Origin of the sequence: Pseudomonas sp. TH06 (assembly GCF_016651305.1) — a bacterium.
In the GTDB taxonomy this organism is placed as follows: Bacteria; Pseudomonadota; Gammaproteobacteria; order Pseudomonadales; family Pseudomonadaceae; genus Aquipseudomonas.
In genome coordinates this window covers 120,110-135,735 of record NZ_JAEKEC010000001.1, presented here as the reverse complement: position 1 = coordinate 135,735, position 15,626 = coordinate 120,110, and the positions used below count along the sequence as shown (strand labels likewise).

Here is a 15,626-nt window from a genome sequence, read left to right as displayed (position 1 = left end):
AAAGCAAAGGGGGAATAGAAGCACTCCCCCGTTAGTTGTCTACAAGTTTCAAGCTTGAGGTGTGACTGCTGTTTCCGCAGCATCTTCACTGCGATGCAGTGCAACCTGGCGGATCGACAAACGAATCTCCGCCGGCAATACGCGCTTGGCCGCGCCTTCGGCGAGTTCGCCGAGCAGTTCGTGGTAGCTCAGTTTGCCGGCCTCATCGCGACGCAGCACGTCGAGGTCGAGCAGGGTCTGGATGAAGTGGCGGAACAGGCTCTTGTCGAAGAACTCCGGGGCGTTGAGGCCGTGCAGGATCGACAGGCGCTGGGCCATGACCGTGCAGAGGTCTTCCAGTTCTTCGGCGCTGACGCTGTTCTGGCCGGCGTTGAGCAGCAGCGAGACGGTCATGTAGAAGCGTTGCAGGGTCTGTGCGATGCTCTTCGACAATAGGGTCAACAGCACGAAATGCCGCGAGCTCGGTGCCGGACGCAGATACACGTCTTTCTCGAAGCGCAGCAGGCCTTGCTCGACGAACGCTTCCAGCCATTGATCGACCACCGCGTCGAGTTCCTCGAGGCTCCAGCGAATGAACAGCTCCGACTGCAAGTACGGGTACAGCGCGTGGGTGTAGCGCAGGATCTGTTCGCGGCTCATGCGCGAGGCGCTCTGGAAGAAACTCGCCAGCAGCGCCGGCAGGGCGAAGATGTGCAGCACGTTGTTGCGGTAGTAGGTCATCAGGACGGCATTTTGCTCGTCCAGATAAAGAATCTTGCCCAGCGCATCGTTTTGTTCGGACAGCAGATCCATGTCCTTCACATGCTCGATCAGCGCGCGGCCGTCACCCTCCGGCAATGTGGTGTGCGGCGAATACGGGACCTTGCGCAGCAGCGCCAGGTACAGATCCAGCACCCGCGCCATTGCCCGATCATCCAGTGCCAGACGGCTGGTCGACAGCAACGCCAGCGCCACCAGGTTGACCGGGTTGATCGCCGCCGCTTCGTTCAGATGCTGCGCGACTTTTTCGCCGAGACGGTTGGTGGTCTCGTTAAGCCACGCCGGTTTGTACTGCGGGCCGAGCTCCTGCTGGCGCCAGTCCGGTTGTTCGGCGTCGAGGAATTCCGCCAGTTTGATCGGCTCGCCGAAGTTCACCGCGACCTGACCGAAGCGTTGTTTGAGCGCGCCGATGACTTTGAAAATGTCGAAGATCGATTCTTTCTTCTTGCTCGCGCCGCGCAGTTCGCCAAGGTAGGTGCGACCTTCCAGCACGCGCTCGTAGCCGATGTAAACCGGCACAAACACGATCGGCATACGCGACGAACGCAGGAAACTGCGCATAGTGATGGCGAGCATCCCGGTTTTCGGTTGCAGCATGCGCCCGGTGCGCGAGCGACCGCCCTCGACGAAGTATTCGACCGGGAAGCCTTTGGTGAACAGGGTGTGCAGGTATTCGTTGAACACCGAGGTGTACAGCGGATTGCCCTTGAACGTGCGGCGCATGAAGAACGCACCGCCACGACGCAGCAGACTGCCGATCACCGGCATGTTGAGGTTGATCCCGGCGGCGATGTGCGGCGGGGTCAGGCCGTTGCGGAACAGCAAGTACGACAGCAGCAGGTAATCGATGTGGCTGCGGTGGCATGGCACGTAGATCACTTCGTGACCCTGGGCGACCTTTTGCACGCCTTCGATGTGGTTGACCTTGATGCCGTCGTAGATCTTGTTCCAGAACCAGCTCAGCACCACTTCCAGAAAACGAATCGCGGTGTAGGTGTAGTCCGAGGCGATCTCGTTGCCGTAGCGCAGGGCCTGGGCCTTGGCTTTTTCCGGCGAGATGTTCTCGCGCTCGGCTTCGTCGAGGATTGCTTGCTTGACCAGCGGCTGGTTGAGCAGGCCTTTGACCAGGTTACGGCGGTGGGAAATATCCGGGCCGATGACCGCGGCTTTCAGATTGCGGAAGTGCACACGCAGGATGCGCTGGGCCATACGCACGGTGCGCTCGTGGCCCTTGTTGTGTTCGATCAGTTCGCGCAGGTGGATCGGCGCGGAGAATTGCACGCGGGTTTTACGCCCGAGGACGATGATGCTCAGCAGTCGACGCAGGCGCCCGGTGACGGCCCAGCTGTCGGCGAATAGCAGTTTCCATGGGCTGTTTTCGCTGTCCGGCGACTGCCCCCAGAACACGCTGACCGGAATGATCTGTGCGTCTTCGGCAGCATTCTGCGTGAGCGCGCTGACCAGCCGTGTCAGGGTCGGCGGCGCGCCGCGTTTGTCCTGGCGACCGAGCCAGTCCGGGTCCGGGGTCAGATAGAAGAACGCGGCGGGCTCGATCAGCGAACCCACTGACACCGGCAGCACCGGACGCGGCAGGCCGGCCTTGGTGCACTCGGTGTCGAGCACGGCCAGATCGGTCAGCGATGGGTTTTGCAGGACGTAGAACACCGGACGACTGCGGTCGAGGTTGAGGGTGAACGACGACTGGTTGATCGTCTCGGAGCGAACCCAGAGATACAGCAGTCGGCGCAAGGTGCCAAACACCAGACGGCGGAACGGGGAGCGGGTCATACGGCTTCTGCATGAGTGGATAAAACCGAGCGTTTGCTCGGGCGGTCGACAGTTTGCCGGATTACTCGAAAATCGGCAAAAAAGCGGCGAAGTAATCTCCTGTTGAGAGTTTTACCGCCTGTCATATACTCGGCGGTCTGTCGCCGGGGCCCTTTAATGGACGTCGGGCGCAGGCTGACGTTCCTCAAGAGGCTTTCCTGCGAAAAGCCCGTTCAATAATAAAAAAGGAGTATGAACAGATGGCAACACGTGAAACCGGCAACGTGAAGTGGTTCAACGACGCCAAGGGCTACGGCTTCATTCAGCGCGACGACGGGGTGGACGTGTTCGTGCACTACCGTGCGATTCGCGGCGAAGGGCATCGGTCGCTGAGCGAGGGTCAACAGGTCGAGTACGCGGTGATTACTGGCGAGAAGGGTTTGCAGGCCGAGGATGTTGTAGGCTTGTAACGCAAACCTCGAGAATGCCAAAAACCATTGTAGGAGTGAGCCTGCTCGCGATTGCGGTGTATCAGTCAACATTGATATTGACTGGCACTACGCAATCGCGAGCAGGCTCACTCCTACATGGGATCTGTGTTTAAGCGGTTTTCCAGGTGATTTCTTCTTCACCGTCGGCGCTGATACGCATCCAGCGATCAGCCGTCTCTTCACCTTCCTCTTCGACCCACGTCCCCGGCGCACAACGCACTTCCACGTTCAGCGCAGCAAATGCGGCGCGGGCGCAGGCGATGTCGTCGTCCCAAGGCGTCTGGTCGCTTTCCAGGTACAGGCTGTTCCACTTGCCCACGGCTTTCGGCAGCCAGGTCACCGGCACATTGCCGGCCTTGCACTTGTAGGTCTGCCCTTTCTGTACCCAGTCGCTGCACGGGCCCAACGCGGCGCCCAGCCAGGCAGAAATGGCCTTGTGGTCGACGTCGGCGTCTTTCAGGTAAATCTCGATGTCCGGTTGGCGCATGGATGTCCTCACTGCGGGTCTGAAAAATCCATTCGCGGATTTAGCCGGCCCCGGGCGTTTGCCCGAGACCAAAAGTTATTGAAGAACGAAATAATCGTAGCGCATCGACACGGTGGTCTCGAAAGGCTCGGGCTGTTCGATCACCGCCGCACGACGCTCGGCACTGGCACGCCAGCCGTGAGGTGTCATCGCCAACAGGTTGGCGCGATCCTCGGGCTTGTCCAGCGTCAGTTTGAATTCCAGGGTTTCACTGTGCGCCAGCGCCATGCTTTCCGGCACCAGGGCCAGATGCTTGTCGTCGGTGTATTCGCGCACTTCGTCGTACAGGCGCTCGCGCAGCTCCATCAGGTGGCCGCTGGTCGGGCCGACTTTCATCAGACCGCCGCCGACGCTGAGCAGACGCTTGGCTTCTGCCCAGTCCAGAGGACTGAAAACGCTGGCGAGAAACTGGCAACTGTCCGACGCCAACGGCACGCGGGCCATGCTCGCAATCAACCACGTCAGTGCCGGATTGCGTTTGCAGGCGCGTTTGACTGCTTCACGCGAGATGTCCAGCGCGTAGCCATCGGCATCCGGCAGGGCCGCAGCGATTTGCGCGGTGTAGTAACCCTCGCCACAACCGATATCGACCCAACGATCCGGCGCATAGCTGGCCGCCAGTTCCGCCAAACGCTTGGCCACCGGGGCGTAATGCCCGGCGTTCAAGAAGTCACGGCGGGCTTCGACCATCGCCTGGTTATCGCCAGGGTCACGGCTGTTCTTGTGCTGCACTGGCAGCAGATTCAGATAACCCTGCCGTGCGCGGTCGAAGCGATGCCCGGCGGGGCAGACCACGCCGTTGTCCACCGTATTCAGCGGCTCACTGCAGATCGGACACGCCAGCATCAGGCGAGCAACTTGATCAGAGTCTGGTAGTAGATCTCGGTCAGCACGTCGAGATCGGCCGCCAGTACACGCTCGTTGACCTGGTGAATGGTCGCGTTGACCGGGCCCAGCTCAACCACTTGCGTACCCATGGTCGCGATGAAGCGGCCATCGGAGGTACCACCGCTGGTGGATGCCTTGGTCTCGCGGCCGGTGATGTCCTTGATGCTCGCCGACACCGCGTCGAGCAGCGCGCCCGGTTCGGTAAGGAACGGCAGGCCGGACAGCGCCCAGTCGATGTGCCAGTCCAGATCGTGCTTGTCGAGGATGTCGGCAACGCGCTTCTGCAAGCCTTCGACGGTCGATTCGGTAGAGAAGCGGAAGTTGAACACCGCCACCAGATCGCCAGGAATCACGTTGGTCGCGCCGGTGCCGGAATTGACGTTGGAAATCTGGAAACTGGTCGGCGGGAAGAAATCGTTGCCGTGATCCCAGTGTTCGGCGGCCAGTTCAGCCAGCGCCGGAGCAGCGAGGTGAATCGGGTTCTTTGCCAGGTGCGGATAAGCGACGTGGCCTTGAATGCCTTTGACGGTGAGCTTGGCGCCCAGCGAGCCACGGCGACCGTTTTTCACTACGTCGCCGACCAGCGTGGTGCTCGACGGTTCGCCGACGATGCACCAGTCCAGACGTTCGTTGCGCGCAGCCAGACGTTCAACCACAGCCTTGGTGCCGTGATGCGCCGGGCCTTCTTCGTCGCTGGTGATCAGGAAAGCGACTTTACCCTTGTGGTTCGGGTAGTCGGCGACAAAGCGTTCAGCGGCGACAGTCATCGACGCGAGGCTGCCTTTCATGTCCGCCGCGCCACGGCCGCAGAGCATGCCGTGTTCATCGATCAGCGCGTTGAACGGGTCGATCTGCCAGGCCGTTACCGGACCGGTCGGGACCACGTCGGTGTGACCGGCGAAGCACAGCACCGGGCCGTCGTTGTTGCCATGTGTGGCCCAGAAGTTATCCACATCTTCGATGCGCATCGGCTCGAGGGTGAAACCGGCATCGCCCAGGCGCTGCATCATCTGCTTCTGGCAATCGGCGTCGACCGGCGTCACGGACGGACGGCGGATCAGGTCGATGGCGAGTTGGAGGGTCGGCGAAAGGTCGGCGTGGGCCGTCATGGAAAACTCCGAAGATCATGAATGTGGGCGCGGACTAACTGTAGGAGTGAACCTGCTCGCGATAGCGGTGTGTCTGGCAACGTAACTATTGATTGTTACACCGCTATCGCGAGCAGGCTCACTCCTACAGGAATTGGGTTCGGCCAATGAGCCGAACGCCGCCAAGCCCCGCAAAATGGCGGTTATCTTAAAGCAAAACGGCGACCATTGGCCGCCGTTTAGTGCATCAACGAGGATTTAGACGACCGGCGCCGGTTCAGGCGCAGGCACAGGTTTCGGCAGCGACGACAGGAACGCCATGATCAGCGCTGCCAGATACGGCAGCGATTGCACCAGCAACATGACTACCCAGAAACGCATGTCGTTGCTCGGAATGCCTTGCACCAGGAAGATCCCCAGTGCCGCGCCCCACAACAACAGCATGATGAACAGTTCTTCCCGCGCTTCGGAAATCGCCACCCAGAAGCCGTGGTTGTCGGCATTTTTCGGGGTGCGGAAGAACGGAATGCTGCTGGTGAAGAAGCCGTACAGCACCGCTTTGGCGATCGTGTGCGACAACGCCAGGCCTGCCAGTGCCGCGCAGAACGCATCTTTCAGGTTCACGCCGACGGCGCGACGGTAGAGGAAGATGATCTTGCCGACCTTGAACACGAACAGCGCCAGTGGCGGGATCGCGAAGATCAACAACGGCGGATCGACCCGCTGCGGCACGATGATCATCGCCGCCGACCACAACAGCGCGCCGACGGTGAAGAAGATGTTCATGCCGTCCGCAACCCACGGCAACCAGCCCGCGAGGAAGTGATAGCGCTGGCCACGGGTCAGCTCGGTGTCCTTGCCGCGCAGCAGGCTGCGGGTGTGACGCTTGATGATCTGGATCGCGCCGTAGGCCCAGCGGAAACGTTGCTTCTTGAAGTCGATGAACGTGTCCGGCATCAGACCCTTGCCGTAACTGTCGTGGTAATACGCCGCCGACAGGCCTTTCTCGAATACGCGCAGACCAAGTTCGGCGTCTTCACAGATGCACCAGTCGGCCCAACCGAGTTCTTCCAGGACCGAACGGCGAGTCATGGTCATGGTGCCGTGCTGGATGATCGCGTCACGGTCATTGCGGGTGACCATGCCGATATGGAAGAAGCCTTTGTATTCGGCGTAGCAGAGCTTCTTGAAGGTGCTTTCGTTCTGGTCGCGATAGTCCTGCGGCGACTGCACCACGGCAATTTTCGGATCGGCGAAGTGCGGCACCATGTGCTTGAGCCAGTTCGGGTGCACGCAGTAATCGGAGTCGATCACCGCGATCACTTCAGCGTCTTTAGCAGTGTGCGGAATCAGATAGTTCAGCGCACCGCCCTTGAAACCGGCCAAGGGCGAAACGTGGAAGAACTTGAAGCGTGGGCCGAGGGTTGCGCAGTAGTCGCGCACCGGTTCCCACACCGCTGGATCTTTGGTGTTGTTGTCGATGATCAGGACTTCGTAGTCCGGGTAATCGAGCGCGGCCAAGGCGTCGAGGGTCTGTTTGACCATGTCCGGCGGCTCGTTGTAGCAAGGCACGTGGATCGACACCTTCGGGCGATAGCTGGAGTCGCCCTCGACCGGCAGGAACTCGCGCCGACGCTTGTGAATCCACACTGCCTCGGCCAATTCATGCGCCTCGGTCAGCAACACGATAAAGACCCCGAGCGCACCGAGCGCCAAGAGGAAACCGACCGTCAAACTGAACCACGTGCTGTATTGCAGGCTGTAGTCGTAACCGATCCACACCAGCACCGAGCCGCAGAGGAATGCGATAAAGGTCAGGAAGACTCGGCCACGCTGGCGCAGCGCCGAGCCGTCGATCATCAGCAACGTCAGCGACAACAGCGCCAGCACCACCGAGCCGACCGCCAGCACGCGCCATTGCGGAATCGCCACCACCGGGCCTTCGAAGTTGAATTTCTGCTGACGCGCGGCGTTGAACACGCCCCAATAGGCGCCGACAGAACCTTCGTCACTGGCCTTCCACGGCTGGTCAAACGCTTCGATCACGAAGTAGTTGAAGCCCTGGCGGTTGAGCTTGTTGACCAGGTTGCGCAGATAAATTGCCTGATCCGCCGGCGACGCGTCGGCGCCACCGCGCATGCGGCCGTTGCTCGGCCAGCCCACTTCGGAGAGCAGCAGCGGTTTTTTCGGGAACAGTTTTTTCAGATCGCGGGCGCGATCGAAAACGAATTGGCCGGCCTTGTCGACCGGGATGAACTCCCAGTACGGCAGAACGTGGGCGGCGATCAGGTCTACGTGCTTGGCCAGTTCCGGGTGTTCTTCCCAGACGTGCCACTGCTCGGAGGTCGTCACCGGCACCTTGACGGCGGCACGCACGCGGTCGAGCAGCACGCTGAGTTGCTCGGCGGTGATTTCCTTGCGGAAGATCGCTTCGTTGCCGACCACTACGCGAACCACGCTGCGCGAGGTGTTGGCCAGTTCGATGGCGCGCTGGATTTCCCGTTCGTTGCGTTCCTGGTCGGGGCTGATCCAGATCCCGAGGGTCACGCGCAGGCCGAATTCTTCCGCCAGTTTCGGGATGTCTTGCAGCGAGCCGTCGACCGAGTAGATACGGATGTTGTCCGTCAGCTTGCTCATGATCTCCAGATCGCGGCGCATCTCGTCGTCAGACGGATACTGATCCTTCTGTGGGAATTGTCCCTGCTGAAAGGGCGAATAGGAGAAACCGGAGATCTGCTCCGGCCAGTTGGGCGCGGAGACCGGGCGATTGATCAGCGCCCAGAAACCGGTGAACAGGGCGGCGATTGCCAGAACCACCACCAGGTTGAGACCAAATTTACGCGATGACATAGCTATTTCGGGTTCCAAAGGCTGTGGAACGAAGGATCGGTCGGCTATACGCCCGAGGGGCGCGCATCCTACACCGGCAATTCGCCAGTCGTACATCTGATAGGGAAATGCCCGACATTGGGCAGCCGACTTTGACTTAAGTTCTTACACTTGTAGCTTGATGCTTAAAACTTGTCGCTGCGTAGCCCTATAATGCGCGCCGGTTTTTGGGGTAATGGTCATGAGTACAGAAGATCCGCGGTTTGCAGGCATCGCCCGTTTGTATGGCATCGAAGGCCTGGAGCGCTTGCGCGCCGCCCATGTAGCGATTGTCGGCGTCGGTGGCGTCGGTTCCTGGGCAGCGGAAGCCATGGCCCGTTGCGGCGTCGGCGAAATTTCGCTGTTCGATCTGGACGACGTTTGCGTGAGCAACGCCAACCGCCAGTTGCATGCACTGGACAGCACCGTCGGCAAACCCAAGGTCGAAGTGATGGCCGAGCGTTTGCGCGGGATCAATCCGGATTGCACCGTGCACGCGGTGGCGGATTTCGTCACTCGCGACACCATGGCCGAGTACATCACGCCGAACATCGACTGCGTAATCGACTGCATCGACGCCGTCAACGCCAAGGCTGCGCTGATCGCCTGGTGCAAGCGCCGCAAGATCCAGATCATCACCACCGGTGGCGCCGGCGGGCAAATCGATCCGACGCTGATTCAAGTCTGCGATTTGAACCGTACGTTCAACGATCCGCTGGCCTCGAAAGTGCGTTCAACCTTGCGCCGTGACTACGGCTTCTCACGCACCGTGACTCGCCATTACAGCGTGCCGTGTGTGTTTTCCACCGAGCAACTGCGCTATCCGAAACCGGATGGCAGCATCTGTTTGCAGAAAAGTTTTGTCGGCGATGGCGTGAAGCTGGATTGCGCGGGCGGGTTTGGCGCGGTGATGATGGTCACGGCGACGTTCGGCATGGTCGCGGCGACCAAGGCTGTGGACAAGATTGTGGCGGGTGTCCGGCGCCCGGCTGACCGAGTCAAACCGACAAGCTAGCAAATTTTGTGGCGAGGGGATTTATCCCCGATGGGGTGCGGAGCGCCCCCAGATCAGCTCCTCAGAGTGTCAGGCATAACGCATGTGAGGATTTAGGGGCCGCTTCGCAGCCCATCGGGGATAAATCCCCTCGCCACAGGATCAACCCGCCAGCTCATTCATTCGCTGGAGCACGGCATTCAGGCCATTGCTGCGCGACGGCGACAACTGGCGCGAAAGGCCGAGTTGATTGAACCAGTCAGGCAGGTCAACGAGTTGCAACTCAGCGGCAGACAAGCCATTGACCCGCAACAGCAACAACGCCACCAATCCGCGAATCATTCGCGCATCGCTGCTGGCGCTGAATTGCCAACACCCGTCACGCAACTCCCCAACCAGCCACACCTGACTTTCACAGCCATGCACCCGGTTGGCTTCGCACTTGTCCGCGTCATTCAACGGTGGCAGGCGATCGCCAATCTGCATCAGCAGCCGCGCCCGCTGTTCCCAGCCTGCAGCATTCTGAAAGGTCAGCAGCGCCTCGGCGGCCTCGACCGGCAAGTTCACCGCAACAGCTCCAACGCTTGATCCAGCGCTTCGAAGAAGCGTTCCAGATCTTCGGAATCGTTATACAGCGCCAGCGATACGCGAATCGCCCCGGCCAGTTCGAAGCTTTTCAGCAGCGGCATGGCGCAGTGATGACCGGCTCGCACGGCAATGCCTTGTTCGGTCAGCAGGTGCGCGAGATCGGCGTTGTGCACACCCTCGACAACAAAACTCGCCAGTGCCAGCTGCGGCTTGCCCAGCAAGCGAATCCCATTACGGGCAGCGAGGCCGCGCAGCAGATAGTCATGCAGCGCGGCTTCATGCGCGGACACCGCGTCCTGATCCAGCCCGGCAAGATAATCAAGGGTCGCGCCGAGACCGATCACACTGGCAATCGGCGGAGTGCCTGCTTCGAAACCCAGCGGGGCAGGGCGAAAGCGTGAGTCGTGGTAGTTGGCTTCAAGCACCATCTCACCACCAAACTGCCATGGCTTCAGCTGTTCAAGCGCGGCATTGCGGCCGAACAACGCACCGAGGCCATCGGGGCCGTACAGTTTGTGGCTGGAAAACACATAAAAATCGCAACCCAGCGCCTGCACGTCATGCCGACCGTGCACCACACCCTGGGCGCCGTCGACCACGGTCAGGGCGTTCTGCGCCTTGGCCATGCCGAGCAGCGCAGGCAGTGGTTGCCAGGCGCCGAGCACGTTGGACAACTGACTGACCGCCAACAAACGGGTGCGTGGGCCGATCAGATGGACAGCGGCAGTGAGGTCGATCACGCCGTCGTCGTCCAGCGGCAGGATCACCAGTTTCAGTTGGCGACGTTGTGCCAGTTGCTGCCACGGCAGCAGGTTGGCGTGATGCTCCAGGGCGCTGATGACAATTTCATCGCCCGGATGGAAAAGATGTTCCAGGCCATAGGCCAGGAGATTCAGCGCACTGGTGGCGCCGTGGGTAAAGATGATCTGCCCGCTGTCACCGGCGTTCAGCCACTGGGCAACCTTGAGACGGCTGTCTTCGAACGCTTGCGTGGCGTGGGCGCCGGGCAAATGTTGCGCACGATGCACGTTGGCCGCGCCGTTGGCGTAGTAATGCGCCAGCGCGTCGAGCAGGGCCTGGGGTTTTTGCGTGGTGGCGGCATTGTCCAGATACGTCTGGTCCTGCCGTTGCAGGGCGGCGATGGCCGGAAAATCGGCGCGCCAGGGGGAGGGAATCATCATCTGTTCAGCCCTGTGAACTTGGGCGGGGTGTACGCCAGACTTGTAGGAGTGAGCCTGCTCGCGATGGCGTCCGCAAGGGCGCTAAAGCATCGCGAGCAGGCTCACTCCTACAATGGATCGTCTAAACGCTTAGTTGTGAGCGTGCAGCGCTTCGTTCAGTTCGATCGCCGATTTGTGGGTTTTGCATTCCACGGCACCGGTTTCCGAATTGCGACGGAACAGCAGGTCGGTCTGGCCAGCCAGATCGCGCGCTTTCACGACTTTGACCAGGTTGTTGTTTTCGTCCAGCAGCGCCACTTTGGTACCGGCGGTCACGTACAGGCCCGACTCGACGGTGTTGCGGTCGCCCAATGGGATACCGATACCGGCGTTGGCGCCGATCAGGCAGCCTTCGCCGACCTTGATCACGATGTTGCCGCCGCCCGACAGGGTGCCCATGGTCGAGCAACCGCCGCCCAGGTCCGAACCCTTGCCAACGAAGACGCCAGCGGATACGCGGCCTTCGATCATGCCCGGGCCTTCGGTGCCGGCGTTGAAGTTGATGAAACCTTCGTGCATCACGGTGGTGCCTTCGCCCACGTAGGCGCCCAGACGCAGACGCGCGGCATCAGCGATACGCACGCCAGCAGGGACAACGTAGTCGGTCATTTTCGGGAACTTGTCCACCGAGAACACTTCCAGCAACTCGCCACGCAGACGCGCTTCGAGTTGCAGTTCGGCCAGTTCGCTCAGGTCGATAGCGCCCTGGCTGGTCCATGCCACGTTCGGCAGTAACGGGAAGATCCCGGCCAGGCTCACGCCATGCGGCTTGACCAGACGATGGGACAGCAGGTGCAGCTTCAGGTACGCCTCAGGCGTGGAGGTCAGCTGTGCGTCTTCGGCCAGAACAGTGGCGACAAGCGGCTTGTGGCTCTCGGCCAGGCGGGTCAGCAGTTTGCCTTGCACGGCGTCGATGCCTTTGACCGCTTCAGCCAGTTGCGCAGCCTGTGCGGTGGTGAAGGTGATGGCCTGGTTGCCTTCGGTGTAGCCGAGGATCTGCGCAACGGCAGCGACCAGTTCGGCCGAAGGATTGAGCAGTGGTTGCGCGTAGAACACTTCGAGCCAGGCGCCTTGACGGTTTTGCGTGCCGACACCGAAGGCAATGCTGAACAGGGAGTTGGACATGTGAATACCTCTACAAAGAGTGACGGGCTGCTTACTTCAGAGCGGCCGCGTAGATATCTGGCTTGAAGCCAATCAGGGTTCGGTCACCGAGATCGAGCACCGGGCGCTTGATCATCGAGGGTTGAGCGAGCATCAGTTCGATGGCTTTCGACTGGTCGAGATCGGCTTTACGTTCGTCGTCGAGTTTGCGAAAGGTCGTGCCTGCGCGGTTCAACACCGTTTGCCAGCCGTGCTCATCACACCACTGAGTCAGGTGTTCACGGTCGATACCGGCGGTTTTGTAATCGTGAAAGTCGTAGCTGACAGCGTGTTCATCGAGCCAGGTGCGCGCCTTCTTCATGGTGTCGCAGGCTTTGATGCCGAAAAGGTGCAACGTTTTACTTGAAACGGTCAAGGAATCGCCCCCTTTACAGGTGCTGGAGAAAAATGGTGTCGGATTATGCCATGACCAAACGGTTTCGCGGCGCCTGAGGTCGATTTCCCACCGCAAAACCCTGTAGGAGTCAGCCTGCTCGCGATGGCGATTTACCTGCCACTGACTTTGTTGAACGTTAAACCGTTATCGCGAGCAGGCTCACTCCTACAAGGGGATTTGTTGCAGGGCTGCGACATAGGTGCAACGGTCAGGCACAGCCTAAGCGGCTAATATGGCAGTTCAACGCTGTCGATTGTCTGAGATTTCCGCTTTATGCAAACTGCCTACACCGTCCTGATCCTGCTGATGCTGGTCAGCGTCTCCCGTCTGGTCGGACGCGTCATCCCGCTGCCGCTGCCGCTGGTCCAGATCGCCGCCGGCGCCTTGCTGGCCTGGCCGACGCTCGGTCTGCATGTCGCCCTGGATCCCGAACTGTTCCTGTTTCTGTTCCTGCCGCCGCTGCTGTTTTCCGACGGTTGGCGCATGCCCAAACGTGAGTTCTGGCATTTGCGCGGGCCGATTCTGACGCTGGCGGTCGGTCTGGTGCTGTTTACGGTGGTGGGCGCCGGGTACTTCATTCACTGGTTGCTGCCGACGATTCCACTGCCGGTGGCTTTCGCCTTGGCCGCTGTGCTGTCGCCAACCGACGCCGTGGCCGTCTCGGCGATTTCGCAAAACCGTTTGCCCACGCCGTTGATGCATATGTTGCAGGGCGAAGCGCTGATGAACGATGCGTCAGGTCTGGTGACGTTCAAGTTCGCCCTGGCCGCCGCAGTGACTGGCGTTTTCTCTCTGACCAACGCCAGCCTGACCTTTGTTGTCGTGGCACTCGGAGGCTTGGCGGTCGGCGTTGCGCTGAGCTGGCTGGTCGGGCGTTTGCGGGCATGGATGATCGCCCGCGGTTGGGATGATCCGGCAACTCACGTGGTGTTCATGCTGTTGTTGCCGTTTGCCGCGTATGTGCTGGCCGAGCGTCTCGGTGTATCGGGCATCCTGTCGGCCGTCGCGGCAGGGATGATGCAGAGCTGGCTCGATCTGTTGCCGCGCCAGACCAGCACGCGACTGCTTAACCGTAGCGTCTGGTCGCTGTTGGAGTTTGCGTTCAACGGTTTGATCTTTCTGCTGCTGGGTCTGCAATTGCCGGACATCATCAAAGCGGTGGTCAGCCACGAACCCACGCTGTGGCCGACGTTGCTGTATCGCTGCCTGGATGTGCTGGCGATTTTCCTCGCGTTGGTGCTGCTGCGATTTATCTGGGTGCAAAGCATCTGGCGTTTGTCAGTGCTGTTGCGGCGGTTGCGCGGCAAGGGCGATCTGACGCAAGTCCCGACCGCCCGTTCCTGCTGGCTGCTGACCGTCGGCGGTGTACGTGGCGCGGTAACGCTGGCGGGGGTAATGTCGGTGCCGATGTTGATGGGCGCGCAAGCGTTCCCCGAACGGGATCTGCTGATTTTCATCGCTGCCGGAGTGATCCTGCTGTCGCTGATTTCGGCGTGCATCGCGTTGCCGCTGTTGCTGCGCGGCATTCAGAAGAGCCCGGATGACAAGCGGCGCCAGGAAGTCCGCGAGGCCTGGCGCAAGACCGCCGAAGCAGCGATTCATGCGCTGGAGACCGAAGAGGTCGGTCCGCAGGATGCGGCGCAAGCGGCGCTGTCGGCAGAGTTGAAGGCGCGGATCATGTCCGAGTACCGCCATCAACTCGACGTCTTCAACGATTCCGCCGAAGCCCAGGCGTTGGCGTTCCAGATGGATCTGCTGGAGCGCCGTTTACGTTTGAAGGCGCTGAGGGCGCAACGCCTGGAACTGTACAGCCTCAGCCGTCATCACCAGATCGGTGATGACGTGCTCAGAGAAGTGTTGGCCGACCTCGACTTGAGCGAAGCAAATCTGGGACAGGTCAAGTAGGCAGTGCCCAGTAGTTGAGCGCGGGATAAGCCTTTCTGGCAAAGCGCTTGTCCCCTTCGCTGAGGACCATATTGTTGCCGATATCCCATTTCTTGCGGGTCAGAAAGTCGGGCGTCGGGTAATGCATGATGGAGTGTCTATCGTAGGTGCCGAGGAATTCCGACTGCCTGGGGTCAAGGTTGAAGAAGTTGTGATCAACCTGAGCCTTGTTCCAGCCATGGTTCTTTTTGAAGAAATCATAGGCGGCGGCTTTGTCCCACGGGATGTTGGCGTCGGGATGAAGGTGCGCATGATGAAATCCCAGCGCATGGCCGAATTCATGCAGCAGTGTTTGCTCGAAAAAAGGGTCGTCAGTGGCCTTGCCTATTACCAGGGTGGGCTCGTCCGGATCCTCTTGCAGGGCCCATGTGCCAATGGCCGAGTAACTGTCGTTGCCTTCCACTGCGATGCGGATCTGGCCGCCGCCGTCATCTACCAGTTCGAGCGCGAGGCTGATGTAGGGCTCCCATTGCCGAATGCAGAATTCGATCCTTACACGAAGATCTTCAGGCGTGCCGTCCTTGAAAGAGAAGGTCACCGTACTGGCGTTTTCCCAGAGACTGTCCGAGTAAGCGACTGAGCGCCTGAGGCGCGTTCCCGGTGTGAGGTCTTCTCGGGCGTGTACCTGGCGAATGCCGGGCTCCAGCATTCTTACAAAATGACGGGTGTGCATGGTCAATATCCTTATTGATTATGAACGTTGCGCCTTGGTCCGTAAGGCGTCGCGTATTGGAAGTGTAAAGGTAATAGGCTTTGTACTTTCTGGCTGGTCGAAGTTGTAACTTGATACGGATAACAACCCCCCCCCCGCCCTGCGTGTCGCAGCGGGCGGGGGGTAAACTATTGCAAATGTTTTCCTTGACGTCGGGAAAGACGTATTTCAAATTAATGTCGGGCGCTTACTTAAATGCCTGGGCGCTATTGATGATTCTATAAATACCGTGATCGGAAGT

13 protein-coding genes are annotated in these 15,626 nt (G+C 60.2%); 3 read left to right on the top strand and 10 right to left on the bottom strand.

Annotation, left to right across the window (positions count from 1 at the left end):
- Positions 1-48 precede the first annotated feature (48 nt).
- The gene (gene plsB, locus JFT86_RS00740) at positions 49-2,547 is read right to left on the bottom strand and encodes a glycerol-3-phosphate 1-O-acyltransferase PlsB (RefSeq protein ID WP_201235030.1); all 2,499 of its coding nucleotides are present in this window, start codon (positions 2,545-2,547) and stop codon (positions 49-51) included.
- A 239-nt stretch (positions 2,548-2,786) separates the two neighbouring features.
- Between plsB and JFT86_RS00735 the strand changes: the two genes are divergently transcribed.
- Positions 2,787-2,996, top strand: coding sequence for a cold-shock protein (locus tag JFT86_RS00735; protein WP_201235029.1), 210 nt, complete (start codon positions 2,787-2,789; stop codon positions 2,994-2,996).
- 130 nt (positions 2,997-3,126) lie between these two features.
- On the opposite strand, the gene JFT86_RS00730 is transcribed toward JFT86_RS00735, so the two are convergent.
- The 4 genes from JFT86_RS00730 to JFT86_RS00715 form a co-directional block, all read right to left on the bottom strand.
- Positions 3,127-3,504 carry a hypothetical protein gene (locus tag JFT86_RS00730; protein ID WP_007908869.1) on the bottom strand — a complete coding sequence of 126 codons (378 nt, stop codon included), beginning with the start codon at positions 3,502-3,504 and terminating at the stop codon, positions 3,127-3,129.
- A gap of 75 nt (positions 3,505-3,579) precedes the next feature.
- On the bottom strand, positions 3,580-4,389 hold the full coding sequence (locus tag JFT86_RS00725; protein ID WP_201235028.1) for a putative RNA methyltransferase: 810 nt from the start codon (positions 4,387-4,389) through the stop codon (positions 3,580-3,582).
- A complete protein-coding gene (gene dapE / locus JFT86_RS00720) occupies positions 4,389-5,540 on the bottom strand; it encodes a succinyl-diaminopimelate desuccinylase (RefSeq protein WP_116028736.1) in 1,152 nt (383 codons plus the stop codon). The genes JFT86_RS00725 and dapE overlap by 1 nt, the downstream gene beginning before the upstream one ends.
- A gap of 237 nt (positions 5,541-5,777) precedes the next feature.
- On the bottom strand, positions 5,778-8,369 hold the full coding sequence (locus JFT86_RS00715; RefSeq protein ID WP_201235027.1) for a glycosyltransferase: 2,592 nt from the start codon (positions 8,367-8,369) through the stop codon (positions 5,778-5,780).
- Positions 8,370-8,583: 214 nt separating this feature from the next.
- Here JFT86_RS00715 and tcdA point away from each other — a divergent pair, with 214 nt between their 5' ends.
- Entirely contained in the window at positions 8,584-9,402 is an 819-nt protein-coding gene (gene tcdA, locus JFT86_RS00710; protein WP_201235026.1) for a tRNA cyclic N6-threonylcarbamoyladenosine(37) synthase TcdA, read from the top strand.
- 141 nt (positions 9,403-9,543) lie between these two features.
- On the opposite strand, the gene JFT86_RS00705 is transcribed toward tcdA, so the two are convergent.
- From JFT86_RS00705 to JFT86_RS00690, 4 genes are all read right to left on the bottom strand, one after another.
- The gene (locus JFT86_RS00705) at positions 9,544-9,948 is read right to left on the bottom strand and encodes a SufE family protein (protein WP_201235025.1); all 405 of its coding nucleotides are present in this window, start codon (positions 9,946-9,948) and stop codon (positions 9,544-9,546) included.
- Positions 9,945-11,150, bottom strand: coding sequence for a cysteine desulfurase (locus tag JFT86_RS00700; protein WP_201235024.1), 1,206 nt, complete (start codon positions 11,148-11,150; stop codon positions 9,945-9,947). Before JFT86_RS00700 ends, JFT86_RS00705 begins: the two co-directional genes overlap by 4 nt.
- 129 nt (positions 11,151-11,279) lie before the next feature.
- Positions 11,280-12,314: a 2,3,4,5-tetrahydropyridine-2,6-dicarboxylate N-succinyltransferase gene (gene dapD, locus JFT86_RS00695; protein ID WP_201235023.1), complete on the bottom strand. Its 1,035-nt coding sequence runs from the start codon at positions 12,312-12,314 to the stop codon at positions 11,280-11,282.
- Positions 12,315-12,345: 31 nt separating this feature from the next.
- Entirely contained in the window at positions 12,346-12,708 is a 363-nt protein-coding gene (locus JFT86_RS00690; RefSeq protein ID WP_003222107.1) for an ArsC family reductase, read from the bottom strand.
- Positions 12,709-13,002: 294 nt separating this feature from the next.
- Between JFT86_RS00690 and JFT86_RS00685 the strand changes: the two genes are divergently transcribed.
- The gene (locus tag JFT86_RS00685; protein WP_201235022.1) at positions 13,003-14,634 is read left to right on the top strand and encodes a Na+/H+ antiporter; all 1,632 of its coding nucleotides are present in this window, start codon (positions 13,003-13,005) and stop codon (positions 14,632-14,634) included.
- Here JFT86_RS00685 and JFT86_RS00680 read toward each other — a convergent pair.
- A complete protein-coding gene (locus JFT86_RS00680) occupies positions 14,627-15,346 on the bottom strand; it encodes a M12 family metallopeptidase (protein ID WP_242489466.1) in 720 nt (239 codons plus the stop codon). The genes JFT86_RS00685 and JFT86_RS00680 overlap by 8 nt on opposite strands.
- Between the last annotated feature and the right edge of the window lie 280 nt (positions 15,347-15,626).